The following is a 21,380-nucleotide window of genomic DNA, read 5'->3' on the forward strand; positions in this document are numbered from 1 at the left end:
CTGTCCCAAAGCAGCACGAGCAGAACTCAGATGTGCTGAACTGATCTCATGGGCCCGGTTCGCCTCGTCGCACTCCTCACCGCCTGCACTGTCCTCACCGCCTGCACCGCACCGCCGGAGCCGCCGCTGAGCTCACCCGCGCCGAAGCTGGACCCGCAAGCGATTGCCTACGACAACCTCGACTTCAACCTGTCGCGGAAGTCGGTCTTCGACAGCACCTGCGAGACGCTGCCGTCCAACCTGCAGTCGTTGCTGGGGGCGAAGGAGCAGCCGAGGACGGGGATGGGCGGGCGCTGCATCGCCGAGATGGAGTGGGGTGACCTGTCGATCTCGCTGCTCGGTCCTGGCGCGGGCAGGAAGTCGAACGCCCGGCACTTCGTGGACGTGTGGAACGGCGATCGCGGGGCCGGGAACTACTTCCAGCGGTCGATCGTGCTGGACCGATACTACGCGACGACGGTGATCAGCGGTGAGGTGAACGAGCACTGCACCGTCACCGTGGACACCGGGTCCGAGCTGCCGTTCGAGGTCGAGGCGTCGATGGACTTCAACGAGAGCATCAAGCTCAAGGACCTGGACGTCGACCAGCCGCTCGACCGGGCGTTCAAGGAGTTCTGCCCGGCGGCGACGCAGGCGGTGGAGAAGCTGTTGCCGCTGATCGACGAGAACGGCGGCAGCCGCGCCCGTTAGCCCGCGTCGCGGCGCTGCAGGCGGAACAACGAGATTCCGAGCAGCGCGAACCAGATGACCAGCGAGCAGATCGTCTGCGCCCAGCCGATGCCCAGGCCCGCCAGGTGCCAGGCGGCTTCGAGCGGGTAGATCAGGCCGAACACCTCCGGCAGCGCCATCCGCGCGATCATCAGGATCGGCACCACGATGAAGAACACCGTCAGCGACCCGCCCGTGTTCGGCACCAGCAGCGAGATGATCAACGCGGTGAGCAGCACCAGTGCGGTGGCGAGCATGGTCACGCCGAGCACCCAGCCCGGTCGCATGCCCAGCAGGTAGTTGTGGTTCAGGCCGGTCGCGGTGCTCTTGATCAGCACCGGGAACAGGATGAACGTGACCAGCGTGCACACCAGCCACACGCCGGCGAGAACCGTGCCCTGCGCCAGGAAGTAGCGCATGCGGGAGGGCTGCACCAGCAACGTCGGCTGCACGCTCTTGTACTGCCACTCGCCCGCGACGAGCTTGATCACCGTCGCGAAGACCAGCAGCAGTCCGATTTGGACGACGATCAGCAGCGGCCCGATCTGCTTGCCCGCGCTCGCGAGGTTCGTCTGCGTCAAAGTGAACAGCAGCATCATGCCGACCAGGAAGATCGGCGCGAACGCCAGCACCAGCTTGTCCGAGCGCGTGCCGACGAGCTTGCGCGCCTCGACCGCGACCAGCCGCCAGAACGGGGACCGGCCCGCCGCGCGCTGGACCGGGGGAGCGAACACCTGCGTCATGCCCTTGCTCCTGACGTGAGGCGGAAGAACAGGTCCTCCAGGCTCATCTGTTCTTCGCGCAGACCCAGCAACGGCACACCTGCGGCGAACGTGACGTCCGAGACCCGCTCGACCGGCGCGTGCGCGGCGATGAAACCGTCCGGCGCGGGCTGAATGGCGATGCCACCGCGTTGCAGGGACTCGGCGAGCCGCTGCATGTCCTTGGCGCGCACCAGCGAACGGGAGGACGTCGTCAGGGTGGCCAGCGGACCGTCGGCGACGATGCGGCCGCTGCCGATCACGAGCACCCGGTCGGCGGTCTGGTCCACTTCGGACAGCACGTGGCTGGACAGCAGCACTGTGCCGCCCCTCGAAGCGTGGCCCCGCAACAGGGTGCGCACCGCACGGATGCCCTCGGGGTCGAGGCCGTTGATGGGCTCGTCGAGCACGAGCAGCGGCGGGTTGGTCAGCAGGGCGTGCGCGATGCCGAGGCGCTGGCGCATGCCGAGGCTGTACTTGCCGATCTTGCGCGTGGCCGCGTCGGCCAGGCCCAGCATCTCCAGCACCTCGTCCGCCCGGCGGCCCGGCACACCGGCCAGCGTGGCGGCCATGCGCAGGTGGCCGCGCCCGCTCCGGCCAGGATGGACAGCCGCCGCGTCGAGCAGCACACCGGCCACGTGGGACGGGTTCGGCCACGCCGTGAACGGGCGGCCCGCGACCATCGCCTGGCCGTGGTCGGGCCTGGTCAGACCGGTGATCATCCGCAACGTCGTCGACTTGCCCGCGCCGTTCGGGCCGAGGAAGGCCGTCACGGTTCCCGGTTGGAGCTCGAACCCCACCTGATCGACGACCCGGCGTCCCTCGTACGCCTTCGTCAGCCCCCACGCTGTCAGCACGCACTCACCGTAGCGGCCGTGACTGTCCGTCGCGGGCCGAATCGGCCAGGTACACCCGCAATGGTGGTGTCACACGGGTCGTGGAGCCGCGAGGTGTGGGCCGCGCACGTGGTGCGGACCAGTTACCCGCTCCTAGCCTCGTCGGTGTCCTGCCTGCAATGACGGAGGCGAGCGCATGCTGAGGAAAGCGTTGCTGGGACTCGCGATGGCCACCGGTGTGGCCGCGACCTCCCTGTCGATCTCGACGGCCGCGGTCCCGGCGCCCCAGCCGGGAAGCCTTGCCCGGTACGACATCACCGGCACGTACGTCAGCGGGGTGTCGTCCGGCGGCTATCTGGCCAACCAGCTCCACGTCGCGTACTCGAGCGTGTTCCAGGGCGCGGGCATCTTCTCCGCCGGTGCCTACGACTGCGCCCAGAACAACGTGAACACCGCCCTGCTCGCCTGCATGGACACCGTCCAACCGCGCAAGACGCCCGCTCAGCTGGAGGAGCTGACCCGCGGCCGGGCAACCCAGGGCACAGTTGACCCGCCGCAGAACCTGTCGGGTGATCCGGTGTGGCTGTTCCACGGCACGAACGACCAGACGGTTGACGCCGCGGTGAACGACGACCTCGCCACCTACTACCGCGACTTCGGCGCCCGCGTGGTCTACAACAGTTCGAGTGCGGCCGGGCACGCCTGGGTCAGCCCGATCGGCCCGAACAGCTGCTCGTCCACGTCGTCGCCGTACATCAACAACTGCGGGACCGCCGATCCGGTGAAGGAGATGCTCGGCCACCTGTTCGGTCAGGTGAACGCGGCCGCCTCGACGTTGTCCGGCAAGCTCGTCCAGTTCGACCAGAACTCCTACGTGCCCGGCGGCAACGCGGCGGCGGTCAGCATGGGCCGGGAGGGGTTCGCGTACGTGCCAAAAGCGTGCGAGACCGGCCCGTGCAAGCTCATGGTGACGTTGCACGGCTGCTACCAGTACTTCGGTCTCATCGGCAACGCGTTGATGGACAAGGCTTATCTCAACGAGTACGCCGACACGAACAACTTCATCGTGCTGTACCCGCAGGCCACCACGATGACCGGGAACCCGCGCGGCTGCTGGGACTGGTGGGGCTACCAGTCCGCCCAGTACTCGCTCAAGACGGGCCCGCAGATGACGGCTGTCGTGAACATGGTCAAGGCGTTGAGCAGCGGTCAACCGACCACGCCCCCAACGACGACCCCACCAGCTCCTGAGTGCGTGACCGCGAGCAACTACGCGCACACCACAGCGGGCCGCGCGTACGTCCTCTACGGACAGACCTACGCGCTGGGCTCCAACCAGCTGCTCGGCCTGTGGAACACGTTCACCAGCAGCAGCATCCGCCAGACCTCACCGAACTACTGGGTGAAGTGCTAGTCGCGCCGAGACCTGACAGACCCCCACGCGACGAGGTTCACGAACAGCGCGCCGAGGGCCACGACGCCCAGGATGATGCCCCAGACCAGGAGGGCCTCGTCGTTGTCGGCCAGCGCGGCTTCGGCCACGCGACCGTTCTCCAGGTCGTAGCGGACCGTCACGTGCTCACCGGGCTCGCGCGCCGGGCCGTTCTCGGACAGCGTCGCGGTCTGCTTCGTGCCGTCCGGGAGTCCGAACTCGACTTTGACCGACACGCTCTTGCCCGACTTGAGCCGCTCCTGCACCACACCCTCGGTGCTCGCCCAGGACCGCTGCTCCACGGAGGACTGGATGACCACCACCAGGCCGATGATCGCGCCCACCAGCACGATCGCGGCCATCGTCCGGCCGAGCCCCGACTTCTTCTTCGCCACCACGCCCTCCTTCGGTGATCACATCGCTGCATCGGCCGCAAATGTGACAAGCCGGGGACTGGACTCGCGGCCGGGGCCCCGGCCAGGCTGTGTCGATGTTCAACGGCAAGCACGTGATCATCACCGGCGGGTCCAGCGGCATCGGGCTGGAGACCGCACGTCTCCTGGCGGCTCGCGGAGCACGACTGTCGTTGCTGGCCAGGGGCAGGTACCGGCTGGAGACCGCGGCGGAGGAGCTGCGCGCCACCGGGGCCCAGGTCGACTTCCGGGCGGTCGACGTGACGGACGTCGTGGGGCTCGGGAAGGCGCTGGCCGAGCTGGGACCGTGCGACGTGCTGGTCAGCTGCGCGGGGGTGGCCCGGCCTGGTCGGTTCCTGGAGCTGCCGGACGAGACGTTCCGGGAGATGATCGAGGTCGACTACTTCGGCACGCTCAACGTCGTGCGGGCGGTGGTGCCGGGGATGGTGGCGCGCCGTGCGGGCAGCGTGGTGGCGGTGTCGTCGGCGACGGCGCTGCTCGGGATCTACGGGTACAGCGCGTACGGGCCGGCGAAGTTCGCGGTGCGCGGGCTGATGGAGTCGTTGCGGGCGGAGCTGCGGCCGCACGGGGTCCACGTGGGCGTGGTGTTTCCGCCGGACGTGGACACGCCTCAGCTGGCCGAGGAGAACCGCTGGAAGCCCGCCGAGACGTTCGCCATCAGCGGGACGGTCAAGCCGCTGCCGCCCGCGGTGGTGGCCCAGGCGATCGTGACGGGCATCGAGAAGCGGCGGTTCCTCATCTGCCCTGACCTGAGCATGAAGCTGCTGGCGCGGTTCGGTTCGCTGCTGGCGCCGCTGCTGAACCGCTACTTCGACGGCAAGATCGCCCGGAGCCGGTCCGCGGCTGCCTGAGCGTCGGCGACCACGCGGTCGGTGTCGCCCACGAGCCTGCCGTCCTTCTTCAGCGCCACGCCGTTGACGAACACCCACCGCACGTTCACCGGCTGCGTGTTGAAGACGAGCTGGCTGACCCAGTCGACCTTGGGCGCGAAGTTGAGCGCCTGAGCGTCGACGACCTGCAGATCCGCCTTCTTGCCGGGGGTCAGCGAGCCGATCTCCTTCTCCAGCCCCAACGCCTCCGCGCCGCCGAGCGTCGCCATCCGCAGCACGTCCGCGGGCGTCGGGTAGCGGGACGGGTCCGTGGACTGCGCGCGTTGCAAGCCCACTGCGGCGCGCATGTTGTTGAACATGTCGGACGTGTCGTTCGTGCCGCCGTCGAGACCGAGGCCGACCTTCAGGTTGCGCGCCTTCATGCTCGGCACCGGCGCGATGCCGGAAGCCAGACGCATGTTGGAAAGCGGGTTGTGCGCGATGCGAACGTCGTGTGCCGCCAACTCGTCCAGCTCCGCGTCCGTCGCGTGCACCACGTGGTTCGCGAGCAGTCCGGGCTTGAGTGCGCCCGCGCGGCGCAGCACGCCCATCTGGTCGGTCGCGGGGTCCGCTTTGGACTCCAGCAGGTGCACGTTCAACGGCACACCCAGCTCGTCGGCGAGCTTCTGCGACGCCTCGACGCCCGCCACGTTCCAGCTCGCCGGGTGCGTGCCGATCTGCAGGTGCGCCAACGGGGTGCGGTCGATCACGTCCTTCTTGATCCGCCGGACCTCCGGGGCGATCCACGAGTCGGTGCCCGCCATGAACGCGAACACGAACCGCTGCTTCGAGTCCGTCAGCGCCTTGAGGTTGCCGCGCGCGAAGTCCGCGTTGAAGGCGTGGGACCAGTCCGTCACGGTCGTCACGCCGGTGGAGATGGCGTCCAGAGTGGACAGTCGTGCGCCCGCGTAGGCGTCGGCGCCGCTCACCGACGAGCCCTGCAACGGCAGCACGCAGCCGCCGAGCCAGCCGTTGAGCTCCTTGTCCGTCGCGCAACCGCGGATCAGCGACTGCCACAGGTGCGTGTGCAGGTCGACGAAGCCCGGCAGGACGATCTTGCCGCGCCCGTCGACCACTCCCGCGCCCCGTGCGGACAGCCCGCGGCCGACCGCGGCGATGTGATCGCCGTCGATCAGCACGTCGGCGTCCTCCAGCGTGCCCAGCGCCGGGTCCATCGTGAGCACCATGGAGGCGTTGCGGATCAGCGTCTTCCCGCCCGCCGAACCAGCTTCCTGCCTGATGGGGCTCACCAGGAACGCCACCCCGAGGACCAGTGCCAGCGTCAGCGCGAACAGTCGTTTCTCCACGCGCGGACGGTATCGGCAACCGCGCGTGGAGCTCCAGCTTCGTTCCGTTCTCAGACGTAGCCGGGGAACGGCTGCGCGCCCATCAGAACCGCTCCCGCGCCGTCGTAGACGCCCTCCGTCAGCAGGGCGTGGTGCGGCACTACCGAGGCGTCCCGCAGGTGCCGCTGCAGGGGATGGCCGTTGCTGATCGCCGTGATGTCCGCGAGGCCGTAGGCGGTGCGCACGACGTCGAAGCCGACCGCGGCCGCGTGCGCGGCGGCCAGCCGGATGGCGCTGCGGTCGTGGGGTGTCGCCGGGGTGCCGGACGAGTACACCTCCTCGGTGACCTCGTAGAAGTAGGCGCGCGCCGAGCGCAGTGCGGCTTCGGCCTTGCCGACCGCGATGCGGGCGTAGGGCCGGTCGGCGAGCCGGGACACGCCGGTGAGGCCGCTGCGGTCCGCGCCGACGTGGATCACGTGGTCGAGCGCGGCCCTGGCGATTCCCAGGTTGACCGCCGCGAGCGCCTGGGCCGCGTAGGGGACGGCGGGGTAGCGGAAGACCGGCTCGTCCACGTTCGGGCGGCCGCCGCGTTCGAAGGTCCACTCCTCGGGCACGACGACACCGTCCACCCGCAGGTCGTGGCTTCCGGTGCCCTCCATGCCGAGGACGTCCCAGTTGTCGACGATCTCGGCGTCCCCGGTGGGCAGCACGGCCAGCCGCGGCCTGCCGCCGTCGCCGGGATCGATGCCGACGGCGAGGACGTCCGCGCTGGTGCAGCCGCTGGCGTAGCGCCACTGGCCGGTGACCTTGAAGCCGCCCGGTACGCGTTCGGCCGGCTGCACCGGGAAGAGCGCGCCCGCGAACACGACGTCGGGACCGGCCGAGTACAGCTTCGCCTGGATCTCCAGCGGCAGCGCGGTCAGGTAGATCTTGGCGACCTCGATGCTCGCCATCCAGCCGGCGGACCCGTCCACCTCGGCGAACCGCTCGACCATGCGCAGGAAGTCTTTTGGCGGCAACGCGTCGCCGCCGAACATCGCCGGTGTCGCGGCGCGGTAGACCCCGGCTTTCCGGAACGCCTCCATCACGTCGCGCGGCATGTCGCGCAGCGCGGTGAACTCGGCGCGCCGGTCCGCGACGAGGGTGAGTGCGTCGTCGAGCGTCATGCGGGAACTCCTTCGATGATGGTGGCGGCGGGAGACACGGGAATCACGCTGGAGACGGTGAAACCCGCCTCGTTCAGCAATGCCTCGTACTCGGGCAGGGTGCGTTCTTTGCCGTGCAGCAGACTCATCATCAGGATGTCGATGGTCTTGCCGGGGTGCGGTTCGTTGCCTGGAGGGATGACGCCGTTGATCACCAGGATCCGGCCGTGTGCGGGAATCGCCTTGCGGCAGGCGGCGAGCAGGCGCAGGCAGTCGGTGTCCGGCCAGCTCGCGAAGACGTGCTTGAGGACGTAGACATCGCCTTTCTCCGGCACCGACTCGAAGAAGTCGCCGCTCTCCACCCGCCAGCGTCCGGCGAGGTCCGGTTCGTCGAGGACGTGGTGGTCGACGACGCCGGGCAGGTCGAACAGGACACCGGTGAGGTGCTCGTGCTTGCGCAGAACCGTGCGCAGCAGCCCGCCTCGGCCGCCGCCGACGTCGACGATCGTGGCGCCGGCGGGGAACTCGTAGGTGCTGGTGACGTCGTTGCTGACCAGTTGGGAGAACGCCGCCATGCCCTCGTTGAACGCGGAGCCGGTCACCTCGGGGTGCTGGTAGAACGGCGCCCCGAAGATCTGCTCGAACGCGGGCAGTCCGGAGTGGACTGTGTCGTGGAGGTGTGCGGCCGGGTCTCGGAAGATCTGCTCGCCGAGGACGAGGATGAAGTCCCGCAACGACTTCGGTGAGTCCGCGCGCAGCGGTTCGGCCAGCTCGGTCAGGTGGAACTGTCCTTCCTGCTCGCGGAAAACACCGCGTGTGGCCAGGAAGCGCAGCAACCGGTACAGGTGCGGACTGCTTGCCCCGGTGGTAGCGGCGAGTTCGTCGGCTGTGCGGGGACCGTCGTGGAGATGGTCGGCGATCTTGAGGCGGGCGGCCGTGTTCAACGCCGAGGAGTACAGGTAGCCGAGCGCGTGTTCCACCAGCAGGTTCATGGTCGTTCCTCCGGGACGAGCACGAGGGCGGAGTTCTCCATGGGCAGGGCGACGGTGTCCTTGATCGCGAACCCGGACCGGGCGGCGAGGTCGACGTAGGTGCGGTACTCGCGCTGGGTGCCGCCGTTGACGACGAACAGGTGCAGATCCCACAACGGCGCGAGCAGATCCGGCCCGTCGTGCACGACCCGTTCGATGATCAGCAGACGTGCTTCGGGCGGCATGGCGCGGCGGACGTTGTGCAGCAGCCGCACGCAGTCGTCGTCGGACCAGTCACCGAGAACCCTGGACAGCACATAGGTGTCGGCTTCGGGCAGCGTGCCGGTGAACATGTCGAGCGCGACCAGGTCGACCCTTTCGGTTCCTATCGTCGCGGCGAAGTGCTCGCGCGCCACCGGAAGCATGTGCTCCAGGTCGACGTACGTGCCTCGGGCGTGCGGGGTTGCTCGGAGAACGGTGGACAGCAACTGTCCGCTACCACCGCCGATGTCGACCACTCTCGCACCGAAGTCGATCAGGTCCGGTACGGCGTCGAAGAAGAAGCTGCTGGCGCGCAAGCCCTTCTGGAATCGGGTTGCCGCGTCGGGTGTGTGCTTCAGGTGATCCGTCAGGGTGGCTTTGAAGGCGAGTTCGAAACCGGGGATGCCGGTGCGGAACGACTCGGCCGCGTGGCCCCAGGCTTGGTGGAACTCCTCGCCGTAGAGCAGGCACGTGTCGCGCAACGACCCCGGCCGGTCCTGGAGCTGCTCGCCGAGCGCGGTGACGGTGTACCCGTCGGTGTCATCGCCTTCGAACAGGCCGAGCAGTGCCAGCACACGCAACAGCCTGCGGAGCGTTGAAGCGTCGACCCCGGTCGGTGTGGCGAGCTCGGTGCTGGTTCGATGTCCGGCCGCGACGAGATCCGGCAGTTGCAGTACGGCCGCGGTGTGCACGACCTGGGCTCGCCACGCCGCCGTGACGAGGTCGAGCGCCGCACGGGAAGCGTCCATGGTCACTCCTGCTCCGCGGGGATGAAGTCGCGCTTGATGCGCGGGGTCTCGATGCCGAGCGCGCGCATGTGCTCGAGCGGGTTCGTGTACTCCCTGCTGTGTGCGATGAGCCCGTCGACGACGGTGAACCCGTGCACGAAGTGGTTGCGGTAGTGGCCTTCCGGGTAGTCCGGGAACCGGATCGTGCCCTCGCCGTCGCACTCCACCCAGATGGTGCCGGGCGTCTCGTGGATCTCGATGTCGTACCACCGCCAGTCAGGCAGCACCTGCAGCGAGAGTTCGTTGTGGCGCTTCAGGTTCTCCCGGCCTTTGACCATGATTGGCCTGCCGATGTCGGTGTTGACCAGCGAAGCCGTGCCGTCCTCGGTGTAGAGCAGGTAGCGGCGGAGACGTGCCTCGGGTTCGGTGCGCAGGTACTGCTCGACCGCGTGCCTGTTGCGGTTCATGGTTGCAGCCTCCTGAAGTGCCAGCCGGTGTCGTCGCGGTCGTAGCGGAGTCGTTCGTGCAGCCGGTCGGTGCCGTTCGCCCAGAACTCGATCACTGCTGGGTGTAGCGCGTAGCCGACGTAGTTCTCGGGGCGCGGTAGTGGTTCGGTGCCGAGCTTGCGGGCTTTGTGGCGCAGGGCTTCGATGTCCGGCAACGGGTGGCTTTGCCGGGACGCCGTGGTCATGGCGTGGGTGAACGGTGGCCTTTTCGCCCACATCGCGTCGGCCTCGGCGTCGGGCAGCCGGTGGGTGGGGCCGGCGACGGTGATCTGCTGGCTGGTTTCGCGCCAGTACAGAACCCCGGACGCCCACGGGTTCGCCGTGAGCTCGCGGCCCTTTTGACTGTCGTGGTGGGTGGCGAACACCAGGCCGGACTCGGTGATCCGGCTCAGCACGACGATCCGGGACGAGGTGCGTCCGCGTGCGTCGGCAGTGGCGAGGGCGAGGGCTTTCGGCTCGCGCACGCCGTTGGCTTCGGCGGTGGCCAGCCAGGAGGTGAGGAGGTCGAACGGATCGGCGGGAGGACCGAGGTACTCGGGGAAGGAGACTGAGATGTCGCCGGTCAACGACTCGGACCTAGACATGGAGAACTCCCTCGGCCACGACCACTGCGTGCCCGCCGACTTCCACTGACACGACCTGCTCGGCTTCGAGTCCGATCCTGGCCCGCATCAACGCGTGCCGTCCGATCTCCACCCCCTGCTCGATGTCCACCCACACCCCGTGCGGCGCCCCAGCATGCCGAGCCACGTGGATCGCGATCGGCCCCGCCGCCGACCCGGTAGCGGCGTCCTCCACCACCCCGTAGGCAGGCGAGAACATCCTGTTGCGCCAACGCGTCCCCGCCCCCGCGATGCAGTTGACCGCCAGATCCTCGAACCGAGCGAGTGCCCGATGATCCGGATCCACTTTGGACAAGGCGTCCAAGCTCTCCAGCCCGACCAGCACGTGCCGAGGCCCGTTGTGGTAGATCTCCACGGGAAACGGCGGCTCGGGCACTCCGAGCGCGTCGAGCAGCGCGCCAGTCCGCGAGAACGGCTGCCAGGTCGGCACGGGCTGGCGCATCGTGGCGTACCCGGCGTCCACCGAGAACGGGATGACGCCCATCGCGGTCTCCAGCCGCAACGAGCCGTGTCCGAGCACGACCGCGGTGCCGAGCAACGGATGCCCGGCGAACGGCAGCTCGTTGACCGGCGTGAAGATCCGCACGTGAAAGTCACCGCCCTGCTTGGGGCGCAACACGAACGTGGTCTCGGAGAGGTTCATCTCACGCGCGATGCGTTGCATCTGGCCAGAATCGAGATCGTCGGCGTCGAGGAACACCGCGACCGGATTGCCGTGCAAGGGTTGGGAGGCGAACGCGTCCGCCACGACGTAGTGGTGCACCAGAAACCTCCCTAGGCGGCGACGGCGGCGGGACAGCCCAGCAGCCTCAAAAGCGCGGCGCCGGCCAGCCGGGGGCCGTCGACCGTCAGCACGGACTCGGGGTGGAACTGCACGGAGGCGAAACGGGATCCGCGCAGCGCGTGCACCTCGCCGGTGTCCGGGTCACGGCTGACCTCGACCCGGCCGACACCGTCCACTGTGTACTCATCAAGCGGGGACACCGCGGCGAAGGAGTTGTAGAAACCGACCTGGGCGGGCGTGCCGAAGAGGTCGATCTTGGCCTGCACACCCTGGTTCGGCCGGCCGCGGCGGCGCAGGTCGAGCCCGAGCCGCAGGCAGAGCACCTGGTGGCTCAGGCACACCGCGAGGAACGGCCGCGACTCGGCGAGGAACCGCGCGATCCGGTCGTGCAGGAAGCGGATCCGGGGGTGCGCGAGATCGCTGGGGTCACCGGGACCAGGGCCGAGCACCACCACGTCGTAACCGGTGTCGTCGGGATCCGAAACGTGACCGCGCACCGTCACTCGCAGACCGAGCGACCTCAGCTGATGGCCGATCATGGCGGTGAAGTCGTCCTCGACGTCGATCACCAGCACCTCCCGGCCCTCCAGCCCCGCCAGCGGATCGGCACGCGCAGAAGTGTCGGCGAGCCAGAAGTCCGCGATGGTGTCGTTGCGGCGGGCCAGCGCTGACCGGACGCCCGGATGAGCGCCGAGCCGGACGTCCGATTCCAGCGCCCCCACCAGCGCGGACGCTTTGGCGCGGGTCTCGGCGGCCTCCGCGGCGGGGTCGGAGTGCCGCACGATCGTGGCGCCGACGTCGATGCGCACGCGGCCGGACGGGGAGATGTCCGCCGTGCGGATGACGATCGCCGAGTCCAGCGTCGTCCCGCCTGAGCCGATCAACGCCACCGCGCCGCTGTAGTAGCCGCGGCCGACGGGCTCGTGGTCGCGGATGGCGCGGCAGGCGCTCTCCAGCGGGCTGCCGGTCACCGTGGGCGCGAACATCGTCTCGCGCAGGATCTCCCGCACGTCCCGGGAGCTGCGGCCCTCGATGAGGTACTCGGTGTGCGCGACTCGCGCCATCTCCTTGAGCCGCGGGCCGATCACGCGTCCGCCGTGCTCGCAGACGCGGGCCATCATCTTCAGTTCCTCGTCGAGGACCATGTAGAGCTCGTCGGTCTCCTTGCGGTCCTCCAGGAACTCCAGCACCCCGCGCAGGGTCGGGCCGCCCGGCGGGTAGCGGTAGGTGCCGCTGATCGGGTTCATCACGACCGTGCCGTCCCGAAGGCTGACATGCCGTTCCGGTGACGCGCCGACGAGCGTCCGTGAGCCGGTGTGCACCAGGAACGTCCAGTAGGCGCCCTTCTCCGCGGTGAGCAGCCGGCGGAACAACGTGGGCGCGCTGCCGGGGCCGTAGTCGCCGATGTCCGCGGTGAAAGACCGCTTCAGCACGAAGTTCGCGCCGTCGCCGGTACCGATGTTCTGCTCGATCACGCGACGCACGACAGCCGCGTACGCCTCGTCGTCCAGGTCGAACCGCCCGCCCGAGATCGGCGTCGGCACGTCCGGGATCAACGCGAGCGCTTCGGTGAGCGACAACCTGGAAGTGTTCTCGACGGTGAGCGCGACGAGCGGGGTTCCGTCGTCGTGGCAGGCGAACCCGCGTTCCGCGAGCTGCCGGTACGGGACGAGGACCAGCACGTCACCCTGAACGGGCAGATCGCCGAGCGAGGAGTGTTCGGTCACCGGGCCGGTCAGCACCTCGACGACGTCCGGGTTCGTCTCCGGCCGGTACAGCAACGCGAACGGGCCCGCGTCGAACAACGTCATGTGAACAGCTCCTTCGCTGTGGTGACCACCGCGCACCGGCCGGCCGCGTACTCGAGCGCCATCAGGTGGTGGCCCTCGGTGAAGTCGGCGGTCGCGTCGGCGACGAAGAACGGCTGGATGTCGTTGCTGTAGGCGTCGATCGCCGTCGCCAGCACACCGACGTGCGCGTAGACGCCGCACAGCACCAGCTGGTCGCGCCCGGCCGCGCGGCACCGGTCGAGCAGGTCGGTCCGCACGAACGCGCTGTACCGCCACTTCGTGAGCAGCCAGTCGCCGTCGGCAGGCGCGAGCTCGGGCACGATCTCGCGGTCCTGCGGGGTGGCGCGCATGCCGGGACCCCAGATGTCCTTGAGCAGACCGCGTTGCTCGTCGGTCATGCTGCCGGGCTGCGCGGTGTAGGCGACCTGCACTCCCAGTTCCCGGCACTCGCGCAACAACGTGGTGGCGGCCGCGACCAGTTCGTCCCGCATCGGCTGGGGCAAAGGCGCGAGGAAGAACCGTTGCATGTCGTGCACCAGCAGCACGGCGCGTGCCGGATCCGCGGTCCACTGTGGAATCGACGACGGCAGGTCTGCGCTGGAAGGCAGGGGATAGCCGACGATCGGAGGGATGCCGGGCATGGAGGCTCCTAGGTGGGAATGCCTTCGCGGCGGATCTCGGGCACGGGCACGCCGAGCGCGCGCAGCTGCTGGAACGGGTTCATGAACTCGCGCTGGCGCACGATCATGCCGTCGGAGAGCTCGAACGAGTGCAGGAAGTGGTTCTCGTAGAACCCTTCCGGGTAGCCGGGAAAGAGGATCTTGCCGTGGCCGTCGCACTCCGCCCAGAAGTAGTTCGGGTCCTGCGTCTCGAAGATCCGGACGTCGTACCACTCCCAGTCGGGGAAGCACTCCAGCGACCACTTGGCGTGCTCGCCCAGGCGGTCGCGGCCGACCGTCTCGATCGGCTCCAGCCGGTCGCTCGTCCACAGGCCGCCGCGGCCGTGCTCGACGAACAGCTCGTGCCTGCGCAGCCGGTCCTGGCCCTTGGTGCGCAGGTACTTCTCGACGGTGGCCCGGTTGCGGGCGCGCAGGTCCTTGTCGTCAGAGAACATGTGCGGCCATCACCTCTCGCAGCGCTGTCACGACGGTGTCCACATCGGACTCGGTCAGTGCCTGGTGGATAGGCAGGTTGAGCGTGCACTCGGCGGCTTGTTCGGCCTTGGGCAGCGACACGTCCGAGCCATAGGCCTTGACCTGGTGCAACGGCGTGTACCGGTAGGTCGTGTAGATGCTGCGCGCGTACAGCTCCTTGGCCACCTGGTCGCGGAGGCCCACCGGCAGCTGGATCCAGTAGAAGTAGTACGAGTTCTCGTGCCCCGGCGGTGGCGGCGGCGGGGTCACGACGCCGGGAACGTCGGCCAGCAGCGCGTTGTAGCGTTCGGTGACGAGCTTGCGGTGCGCCACGAACGACGGTAGCTTGCCCAGCTGCACGTGGCCGACGGCCGCGTGCACGTCGTTCATGATCGTGCGCCGGCCGAACGAGCCGACCTCGATGTCCCACCAGCGGTTCGCGTGCCGTTCGGCCTGGGAGGAGTTGCTCTCCTGCTCCAGCCCGAAGAACGAGATCCTGCGGGCGCGTTCGATCAGTGCGGGGTCGCGGGCGTAGATCATGCCGCCGTCCACCGCCACGACCATCTTGGCGTAGTCGAAGCTCCACGCGCCGATGTCGCCGAACGTCCCGCAGGCCTGACCGTCCACACGGGAGGCGACGGAGTTCGCGCTGTCCTCGATGAGGTAGATGCCCCTGGCGCGGCAGAACTCGGCGATCTCCCGCACTTCACCGGGAAGTCCGCCGAAGTGCAGCACCATCACGGCTTTGGTGCGCGGGGTGAGGGCCGCCTTGACGTCGTCCAGCGTCGGGTTCTGCGTGCGCGGGTCGACGTCGCAGAACACCGGGCGGGCGCCGTGGGCCGCGATGGCGTTGGCCTGGGCCACGAAGCTCAGCGTGGGGAGCACGACGTCGTCGCCCGGCCCGATGCCGAGCAGTTGCATCGACAGGAACAACGCCTCGGTGCACGAGTTGAGCGTGGCGACGTTCTCGCTGCCGACGCCGATGTGCTCGGCGAACGCGGCCTCGAACGCGTCCACCCGCGCGCCCTTGCCGATCCAGTTGCTCGCGAAGACTTCCTGCACGGCGGCGAGTTCCTCGAAACCCAGCGACGGTTGCGACACGTTGATCATGCGGTCAGCCCTTCGAGCCGGGACACCATGGACGCGGGACTGGGCATGGCGGCGATCTCCGCCTTCACCTCGTCCGCGGCCGCGCGCATCGACGGGTCGAACAGCACCGTGCGGATCATGTCGGCGGTCACTTCTTCGGGAGCGCCGGCCTCCACGCCCAGGCCGCGCTTGATGATCTGCTCGGAGACCTGCCACGAGTCCGCGCTAATGGGCATCGTGAGGTGCGTGACGCCCGTGCTGAGCCCGGTCAGCGAGGTACCGCCGCCGACGTGGTGGATCATCGAGCTGCAGGTCTGCAGCAGCGCGTGCAACGGCACCCAGCCCGCCGCCCGGACGTTGCCCGGCAGCGCGCCGAACCCGGAGATGTCCGCGTCTCCGGTGGCGAGCACGAACTCCGCGTCCACCTGAGCGGCCGCGTCGATGACGTTTCGGAAGGCGCCCAGATCCATGAAACCGGGAGTGGTGGTGCCGAGCGTGACCGCGACCCGTGGCCGGGCTGGCGGTTCGAGCAGCCAGTCGGGCAGGACGCTGGATCCGCTGTACGGCACCAGCCGCATCGACCAGCCGTCGAAGTCCTGCTGTCGCATACTGGGCGGCCGGGTGTCGAGCAGTACTGATTTCGAAGGCGCGCCAACGACTCCGTGCCGGTCGTACGCCTCGTCGAGGTGCTGGCGCATGCCGTCGCGGATCTCCCGGTAGCCGCAGACGCTGAGAATCTGCTCGACCGCGGGCACGCCGAACATGCTCGCGACTAATGGGCCGGCGGGCTGCAGTTCGTCGTACAGGACGAGATCAGGACGCCAGTTCCGCGCCACCGCGACGGTCCGGTCGATCGTCACCTCGCCGAGTCGGGCCAGCAGCTCGCCGCCCATCTCGACTTCCTTCGCGTACTCGTCGCGGCTGATCTCGAACCCGAGCCCGTACTTGGCCAGCACCGTCTGGATGATCTCCATCGGGTTCACGCCGGGAGCGGGGTCGAACGCGGACAGCCCGGCCTTCGCGACCAGCTCCGGTTGCGGGGTGGCCCAGAGCACCTCGTGGCCGGCGGCGCGCAGGGCGTGCGCGATCGAGACCAGCGGGAAGATGTGCCCGACCAGTCCGACCGTGGTGACCAGTACTCGCATGTCTACAGTCCCTTCAGGACTTCGCGAACCGCGCTGATGACCTTGTCCTGCAGGCCTTCCGGCAGCGACGCGTACATGGGCAGTGAGAAGATCTCGTGCGCCAGCCGTTCGGTGACGGGCAGCGATCCCGGTTCGTAGCCGAGGTGGGCGAAGCCGGTCATCGTGTGCACCGGCCAGCGGTAGCTGACGTTCAGCTCGATGTCGTACGCCTTCAGGCGTTCCAGGATCTCGTCGCGTTCCGGGTGGCGGGCGACGTAGAGGTAGTGGACGTGGTCGTTGCCCTCGGCGAGTTCCGGCAGCACCAGCCCGGTGTCGCCGAGCCCGTCCCGGTACCGCTGGGCGACGGCGCGGCGGGCGGCGAGGTAGCCGTCGAACCGCTTGAGCTTGGTGCGCAGGATCTCCGCGTGCACCTCGTCGAGCCTGCTGTTGTGGCCGGGCGTCTGGACGACGTAGTACTGCTTCTCCATGCCGTAGTAGCGCAGCCGGCGCAGGTTCGTGGCGACCTGGTCGTCGTTGGTGAGCACCGCGCCACCGTCGCCGTACGCGCCGAAGACCTTGGTGGGGTAGAAGGAGAACGCGGCCGCGTCCCCGGTCGTCCCGGCGAGCACCCCGTTGTGCCGTGCGCCATGTGCCTGCGCGCAGTCTTCGAGGATCTTGAGTCCGTGTTCGTCGGCTATGCGCCGCAACGGTTCCAAGTCGACGCACTGGCCGTACAGGTGCACGGGCAGCAGACATTTGGTCTGCGCGGTGACCTTCTCCGCCACCTGGCTCGTGTCCATCAGGTAGGTCGCGGGGTCGATGTCGACGAACACCGGGGTGGCGCCGACCTGGTCGATCGCGATCACCGTGGGAGCCGCGGTGTTCGACACCGTGATCACCTCGTCGCCCGGCCCGACTCCCAGGGCGCGCAGGGCGAGCACGAGCGCGTTCGTTCCGTTGTCGCAGCTGACGCAGTGCTCGATACCGTGGTAGTCCGCGTACTCCCGTTCGAAGGCGTGCACCCGTTCGCCCATGATGAGCGTGCCGGACCGGAACACGCGGTCGACCGCCGCGAGGATGTCGTCGCGCTCGTTCTCGTACTCTGCCAGGTAGTCCCACACTCGAGTGGTCATCAGCGTCCTTCGGATGGCTGGAAGATGAGGCACGCCAACAGGTTTCGCGCCTCGACGTTGACGTGGTTGCCGTAGCGGGCGATCTCGGCGAGCTGGGGCAGGGTCATCCAGGTGAAGTCGGGGCCGGCGTCGTCGAGGAGCTCGCCCGAATCCACGACGACGTAACGGTTCTCGGCGTGGTAGAACCGGCCGCCCTCCTCGGAGTGCACGGTGTCGAAGAGAATCCGTTCCCTCGGCGCGGCCAGCACGTGCTCGACGAACGCGGGCGGCTCGCTGTGGTTGCCGAGCGCACATTGGACGGTCGGCCCGATCTCGACGATGTCGTGCGTGCCGGCCTGCGTCAGCGCGCGCATCAGCACCTGGAGCTGCCCGTCGACCCGGCGGGTCAGCAACGCCACCAGCCCGCGGTGCCTGGGCGCGAGCAACGGCTGCGACCAGCCGGTGACCTCCCGGTTGCCGGCCACGACGTCGACGCCGATCACCGAGAAGAACCTGTCGTCCTCGTGCCGGATGCTCTCCGGCGACCAGACCCACTTCTTGACCGCGTTGAGCGGGATGCGCCTGCGGTCGAGCCGGTAGCGCGACTTGGCCTCGGTGAACCAGCTCAGCAGGCTCGCGGTGTCGTTGTGCGTGCCCGCGCTGGTACCCGGCAGCGGGTAGCCCGCGAGCACGGTCCGCGAGTCCATGTTGACGAGGTTGTCGACGGCGAACAGCTCGGACAGCTGCTCGCGGCTCAGCCAGCAGAAGTCGTCGAGCACCTCGACGTCGTCCACCTCGATGATCATGTTCCGGTTGCGCTTGTGCAGGAACCACGCGCCCTGCTCGGACTGCAGGACGTCGGACAGGATCCGCCCCCGCCGCGGGGCCAGGAAATGCTTCAGATAGGGCACCGCCTTGCCCTGGTGAACTCGGCTGTAGTTGCTCTTCGTGGCCTGCACGGTGGGGGAGAGCTGGACGACGCCGACATTTCCCGGCTCCGCCTTCGCCTGCATGAGGAAGTAGGGAACCCCGCGCACGCGCTTCACCAGAATTCCGAGTATTCCCGCTTCCGGCTGGTCGATGATCGGTTGCGACCATTCCTCGGCAATGGCGTGGTCGGTGCTGACCTCAAGCCCTTCCACGGAGAAGAACCGGCCGCTGTGGTGGCGGATCGTGCCGGTCTCCCGGTCCGCTGACCAGCCGTTGAGCCGATCGAGCGGCACCTGGGTGACGTGGAAAGGATGAGCCTGTTTCCGGAAACTCCACCAATCGTGGAACTCCGCGATGTGTTGGAACACCGCACCTCCCGGGGACGAGGATTCGGAGTTTGTCACGCGACTCGCGGAGAAATCCATCATTTAGGTTCGTCTCGGTTGGATGTAAACGTTTCATCGTCTCAGCACGTAGACGAAAGCACACCTCAATGCCCGATGGATTCGTTGACGGTAATGCCGGCGGTAGTGAAAAGGTGGTGGAGACACCGTTCCGGGACCGATCTGCGACGACGGTCTCACCTCAGTGGTCAAATGACCCCGCGAAGTGCGGCCGGCAGCGGTAGCCTCGCCCCCACCCAAGGGACCGACGAGGTAGGGGCGCGATGCCGAGCGTTGAGGAAAACCACGACCGCTGGGCCAACTACGACTGGGCCGACAAGGGCGACGAGTGGTCCGTCGGGTTCGGCGGCACCGAAGCCATGTGGGCCTGGTTCCTGCAACCGAGAATCAGCCCGTTCCTGCCGTCGGAGCACACGCTGGAGATCGCGCCGGGCTTCGGCCGCGCGACGCAGTTCCTGGTGCCGTCCAGCAAGAAGCTCACGCTGGTCGACCTCACCCAGCCGTGCATCGACGCGTGCAAGGAACGGTTCAAGGACTTCGACCACATCGACTACCACGTCAACGACGGCAAGTCGCTCGACATGATCGAGGACGGCTCGATCGACTTCGTGTTCAGCTGGGACTCGCTGGTCCACGCCGAACACGACGTGCTGCAGTCGTACCTGGCGCAGCTCGGTCGCAAGCTCCGGCCGGGCGGCACCGGCGTGTTCCACCACTCCAACATCGACTCCTACCGCGACCCCAAGACCGGCGAGCTCACCGTCGGCAACGAGCACTGGCGCGCCCCGACCATGTCCGCGGCCAAGTTCCGCCAGTACGCGGAGGCGGGCGGCCTGAGGATCGTGGCCCAGGAGCTCATCCCGTGGGGCGGCACCGACTTCTCCGACTGCCTCTCGGTGTTCCGCCGCGACGTGCGCCGGCCGCTGCTCAAGCGCCCCAAGCTGGTGCGGAACTCCCGTTTCTTCGACCAGATCCAGCAGCGCCTGGCCGGTGAGGTCCGCGAGATCACCGAGGTCTACCGGAGCAGCTGAGAGGCAGTCAGTAATCTCCACGCCAGAGCTCACCTATGAGAGGGTTCAGGCGATGCCTGGCGTGTTCGTCAACTACCGCACCGGAGACGGTGAATGGGCTGCTGCCCTGGTCAAGCGGGAGTTGAGCGCGCGCTTCGGGGCTGACCAGGTCTTCTACGCGAGCCAGTCGATCAGGCTGGGCGAGGACTTCTCCCGCGAGATCCTCAGCGGCCTGCGCCGGTGCGAGGTGCTGCTGGCGCTCATCGGCCCCCGCTGGTCCGGCGCCGTGGACCGCGAGGGCGTCCGCAGGCTCGAGAAGACCGACGACTGGGTGCGCCGCGAGATCACCGAGGCCTTCCAATGCGGCCTGCGCGTGATCCCGGTGCTGATGGACGGCATCTCACCGCTCACCGAGGACGACCTGCCGGACGCCCTGAAGCGTCTCGCCCGCTGCCAGTACCTGCGCATTCACCACCGCAGCGACGACCTGGACCTGCCCAGGCTGGTCGACGAACTCGTCGAGCTGGTGCCGGAGCTGGTGGCCCCGCGTCCCGCTCCGGCACCGCGCTCGGACCGCCCGGCGGAAGGCGAGCTGCGCAGCCCGGTCACCGAGTTCCGCCAGGCCCTGGCCGAGCCGGTGGGCCAGACCGTGACCGACCGCGTCACGTCCGCCGCCTCGTCCGTCCTCGACCTGCTGACCGAGTCGCGCTACCCGACCACCGGCCGCCTCGACGACCACGAACTGCCCTCCGAGCTGGAAAAACGGCTCACCGGCTACGAACACGACCTGGCTCCGTTGCTGCGCCTGGTCGCCATCGGAGTTCGTTCGGGCGACCGCCGCCACGACGACCTGTGGGTCACCCTGGTCGAACGTTTCCTGCGTCCCGTGCCTCGTGACCGCAGCGCCCAGGACGTGTGGGTCAACGCGGCGCTGTACCCGGCGTTGCTGCTGGTCTACGTCATCGGCGTGGCAGCCGTCGCGTCCGGCCGCGAAGACCTGGTCCACCGCCTGCTCTGCCGCACCACGGACGGCCGCGTCGTGGCGTTGCGCGCCCTGGCCCTGCGAGGAGTGGTCGACCCGCGCCACGCCGCGGCCCTCCCGTCGTGGGACGGCATGCCCCCGCACCAGGCCCTGAGCGTGCAACTGCGGCAGGTGCTGAGCCGCGTCTTCTTCAACGTCGTCGACGGCAGCGGGTTCGAGTGGGCGTTCGCGGACTACGAGTTCCTGCGCAGCCTGCTGGAGCTGCACGACGGCGCCTTCTCGTCGCTCGGCGAGTTCGCGGTGCGCCTCGACCAGGCCGGTGACGTGATCTACGAACGCAACCTCGCCCGCCTCAACGTCGACTCGCCGTTGTTGCGCGCGGGCGCGTTCGACGGCGAGCCGGACAAGGTGAGCACGGCCTGGCGCGAGCTGCGTCAGGCCACCCATGCCCGCTACTCCTGA

At 68.5% G+C, this 21,380-nt stretch carries 22 protein-coding genes; 5 read left to right on the forward strand and 17 right to left on the reverse strand.

The window, feature by feature from the left end:
* Positions 1–48 precede the first annotated feature (48 nt).
* A complete protein-coding gene (locus AB0M24_RS09240; RefSeq protein ID WP_363763185.1) occupies positions 49–690 on the forward strand; it encodes a hypothetical protein in 642 nt (213 codons plus the stop codon).
* Here AB0M24_RS09240 and AB0M24_RS09245 read toward each other — a convergent pair.
* Together AB0M24_RS09245 and AB0M24_RS09250 are read right to left on the reverse strand one after the other, a co-directional pair.
* Entirely contained in the window at positions 687–1,451 is a 765-nt protein-coding gene (locus tag AB0M24_RS09245) for a hypothetical protein (protein WP_363763188.1), read from the reverse strand. The genes AB0M24_RS09240 and AB0M24_RS09245 overlap by 4 nt on opposite strands.
* A complete protein-coding gene (locus tag AB0M24_RS09250) occupies positions 1,448–2,326 on the reverse strand; it encodes an ATP-binding cassette domain-containing protein (RefSeq protein ID WP_363763191.1) in 879 nt (292 codons plus the stop codon). The genes AB0M24_RS09245 and AB0M24_RS09250 overlap by 4 nt, the downstream gene beginning before the upstream one ends.
* A 175-nt stretch (positions 2,327–2,501) precedes the next feature.
* On the opposite strand from AB0M24_RS09250, the gene AB0M24_RS09255 reads away from it, so the two are divergent.
* Positions 2,502–3,719 (forward strand): PHB depolymerase family esterase, encoded by a 1,218-nt coding sequence (locus tag AB0M24_RS09255; protein ID WP_363763194.1) that lies wholly within the window; start codon positions 2,502–2,504, stop codon positions 3,717–3,719.
* On the opposite strand, the gene AB0M24_RS09260 is transcribed toward AB0M24_RS09255, so the two are convergent.
* Positions 3,716–4,132: a DUF3592 domain-containing protein gene (locus AB0M24_RS09260; protein WP_363763197.1), complete on the reverse strand. Its 417-nt coding sequence runs from the start codon at positions 4,130–4,132 to the stop codon at positions 3,716–3,718. The genes AB0M24_RS09255 and AB0M24_RS09260 overlap by 4 nt on opposite strands.
* 95 nt (positions 4,133–4,227) lie before the next feature.
* On the opposite strand from AB0M24_RS09260, the gene AB0M24_RS09265 reads away from it, so the two are divergent.
* Positions 4,228–5,022 carry an SDR family oxidoreductase gene (locus tag AB0M24_RS09265; protein WP_363763200.1) on the forward strand — a complete coding sequence of 265 codons (795 nt, stop codon included), beginning with the start codon at positions 4,228–4,230 and terminating at the stop codon, positions 5,020–5,022.
* Here the strand turns inward: AB0M24_RS09265 and AB0M24_RS09270 are convergent.
* The 14 genes from AB0M24_RS09270 to AB0M24_RS09335 are packed head-to-tail and all read right to left on the reverse strand — an operon-like array spanning position 4,977 to position 18,890.
* Positions 4,977–6,347, reverse strand: a complete 1,371-nt coding sequence (locus AB0M24_RS09270) for an amidohydrolase family protein (RefSeq protein ID WP_363763203.1) — start codon at positions 6,345–6,347, stop codon at positions 4,977–4,979. The genes AB0M24_RS09265 and AB0M24_RS09270 overlap by 46 nt on opposite strands.
* Before the next feature lie 50 nt (positions 6,348–6,397).
* Entirely contained in the window at positions 6,398–7,492 is a 1,095-nt protein-coding gene (locus AB0M24_RS09275; protein WP_363763206.1) for an acyl-CoA dehydrogenase family protein, read from the reverse strand.
* The gene (locus AB0M24_RS09280) at positions 7,489–8,463 is read right to left on the reverse strand and encodes a methyltransferase (protein WP_363763209.1); all 975 of its coding nucleotides are present in this window, start codon (positions 8,461–8,463) and stop codon (positions 7,489–7,491) included. The genes AB0M24_RS09275 and AB0M24_RS09280 overlap by 4 nt, the downstream gene beginning before the upstream one ends.
* Complete coding sequence (locus tag AB0M24_RS09285; protein ID WP_363763212.1) at positions 8,460–9,452, reverse strand: methyltransferase; 993 nt, start codon at positions 9,450–9,452, stop codon at positions 8,460–8,462. The genes AB0M24_RS09280 and AB0M24_RS09285 overlap by 4 nt, the downstream gene beginning before the upstream one ends.
* Before the next feature lie 2 nt (positions 9,453–9,454).
* The gene (locus AB0M24_RS09290) at positions 9,455–9,898 is read right to left on the reverse strand and encodes a PhzA/PhzB family protein (protein ID WP_363763215.1); all 444 of its coding nucleotides are present in this window, start codon (positions 9,896–9,898) and stop codon (positions 9,455–9,457) included.
* Positions 9,895–10,521 carry a phenazine biosynthesis FMN-dependent oxidase PhzG gene (phzG, locus tag AB0M24_RS09295; protein ID WP_363763218.1) on the reverse strand — a complete coding sequence of 209 codons (627 nt, stop codon included), beginning with the start codon at positions 10,519–10,521 and terminating at the stop codon, positions 9,895–9,897. Before phzG ends, AB0M24_RS09290 begins: the two co-directional genes overlap by 4 nt.
* Positions 10,514–11,323 carry a PhzF family phenazine biosynthesis protein gene (locus AB0M24_RS09300; protein ID WP_363763221.1) on the reverse strand — a complete coding sequence of 270 codons (810 nt, stop codon included), beginning with the start codon at positions 11,321–11,323 and terminating at the stop codon, positions 10,514–10,516. The genes phzG and AB0M24_RS09300 overlap by 8 nt, the downstream gene beginning before the upstream one ends.
* An 11-nt stretch (positions 11,324–11,334) precedes the next feature.
* The gene (locus AB0M24_RS09305) at positions 11,335–13,155 is read right to left on the reverse strand and encodes a chorismate-binding protein (protein WP_363763224.1); all 1,821 of its coding nucleotides are present in this window, start codon (positions 13,153–13,155) and stop codon (positions 11,335–11,337) included.
* The gene (locus tag AB0M24_RS09310; RefSeq protein ID WP_363763227.1) at positions 13,152–13,775 is read right to left on the reverse strand and encodes an isochorismatase family protein; all 624 of its coding nucleotides are present in this window, start codon (positions 13,773–13,775) and stop codon (positions 13,152–13,154) included. The genes AB0M24_RS09305 and AB0M24_RS09310 overlap by 4 nt, the downstream gene beginning before the upstream one ends.
* Before the next feature lie 8 nt (positions 13,776–13,783).
* Entirely contained in the window at positions 13,784–14,248 is a 465-nt protein-coding gene (locus tag AB0M24_RS09315; protein ID WP_363763230.1) for a PhzA/PhzB family protein, read from the reverse strand.
* The gene (locus AB0M24_RS09320; protein ID WP_363763233.1) at positions 14,238–15,377 is read right to left on the reverse strand and encodes a DegT/DnrJ/EryC1/StrS family aminotransferase; all 1,140 of its coding nucleotides are present in this window, start codon (positions 15,375–15,377) and stop codon (positions 14,238–14,240) included. The genes AB0M24_RS09315 and AB0M24_RS09320 overlap by 11 nt, the downstream gene beginning before the upstream one ends.
* The gene (locus tag AB0M24_RS09325; RefSeq protein ID WP_363763236.1) at positions 15,374–16,501 is read right to left on the reverse strand and encodes a nucleotide disphospho-sugar-binding domain-containing protein; all 1,128 of its coding nucleotides are present in this window, start codon (positions 16,499–16,501) and stop codon (positions 15,374–15,376) included. The genes AB0M24_RS09320 and AB0M24_RS09325 overlap by 4 nt, the downstream gene beginning before the upstream one ends.
* 2 nt (positions 16,502–16,503) lie before the next feature.
* A complete protein-coding gene (locus AB0M24_RS09330) occupies positions 16,504–17,613 on the reverse strand; it encodes a DegT/DnrJ/EryC1/StrS family aminotransferase (RefSeq protein ID WP_363763239.1) in 1,110 nt (369 codons plus the stop codon).
* The gene (locus tag AB0M24_RS09335) at positions 17,613–18,890 is read right to left on the reverse strand and encodes an NDP-hexose 2,3-dehydratase family protein (RefSeq protein WP_363763242.1); all 1,278 of its coding nucleotides are present in this window, start codon (positions 18,888–18,890) and stop codon (positions 17,613–17,615) included. Before AB0M24_RS09335 ends, AB0M24_RS09330 begins: the two co-directional genes overlap by 1 nt.
* A 299-nt stretch (positions 18,891–19,189) precedes the next feature.
* On the opposite strand from AB0M24_RS09335, the gene AB0M24_RS09340 reads away from it, so the two are divergent.
* Complete coding sequence (locus tag AB0M24_RS09340) at positions 19,190–19,957, forward strand: class I SAM-dependent methyltransferase (RefSeq protein ID WP_363763245.1); 768 nt, start codon at positions 19,190–19,192, stop codon at positions 19,955–19,957.
* Between the two features lie 52 nt (positions 19,958–20,009).
* The gene (locus tag AB0M24_RS09345; protein WP_363763248.1) at positions 20,010–21,380 is read left to right on the forward strand and encodes a toll/interleukin-1 receptor domain-containing protein; all 1,371 of its coding nucleotides are present in this window, start codon (positions 20,010–20,012) and stop codon (positions 21,378–21,380) included.

The sequence above is a fragment of the Lentzea sp. NPDC051838 genome, assembly GCF_040681245.1.
Lineage (GTDB): Bacteria > Actinomycetota > Actinomycetes > Mycobacteriales > Pseudonocardiaceae > Lentzea.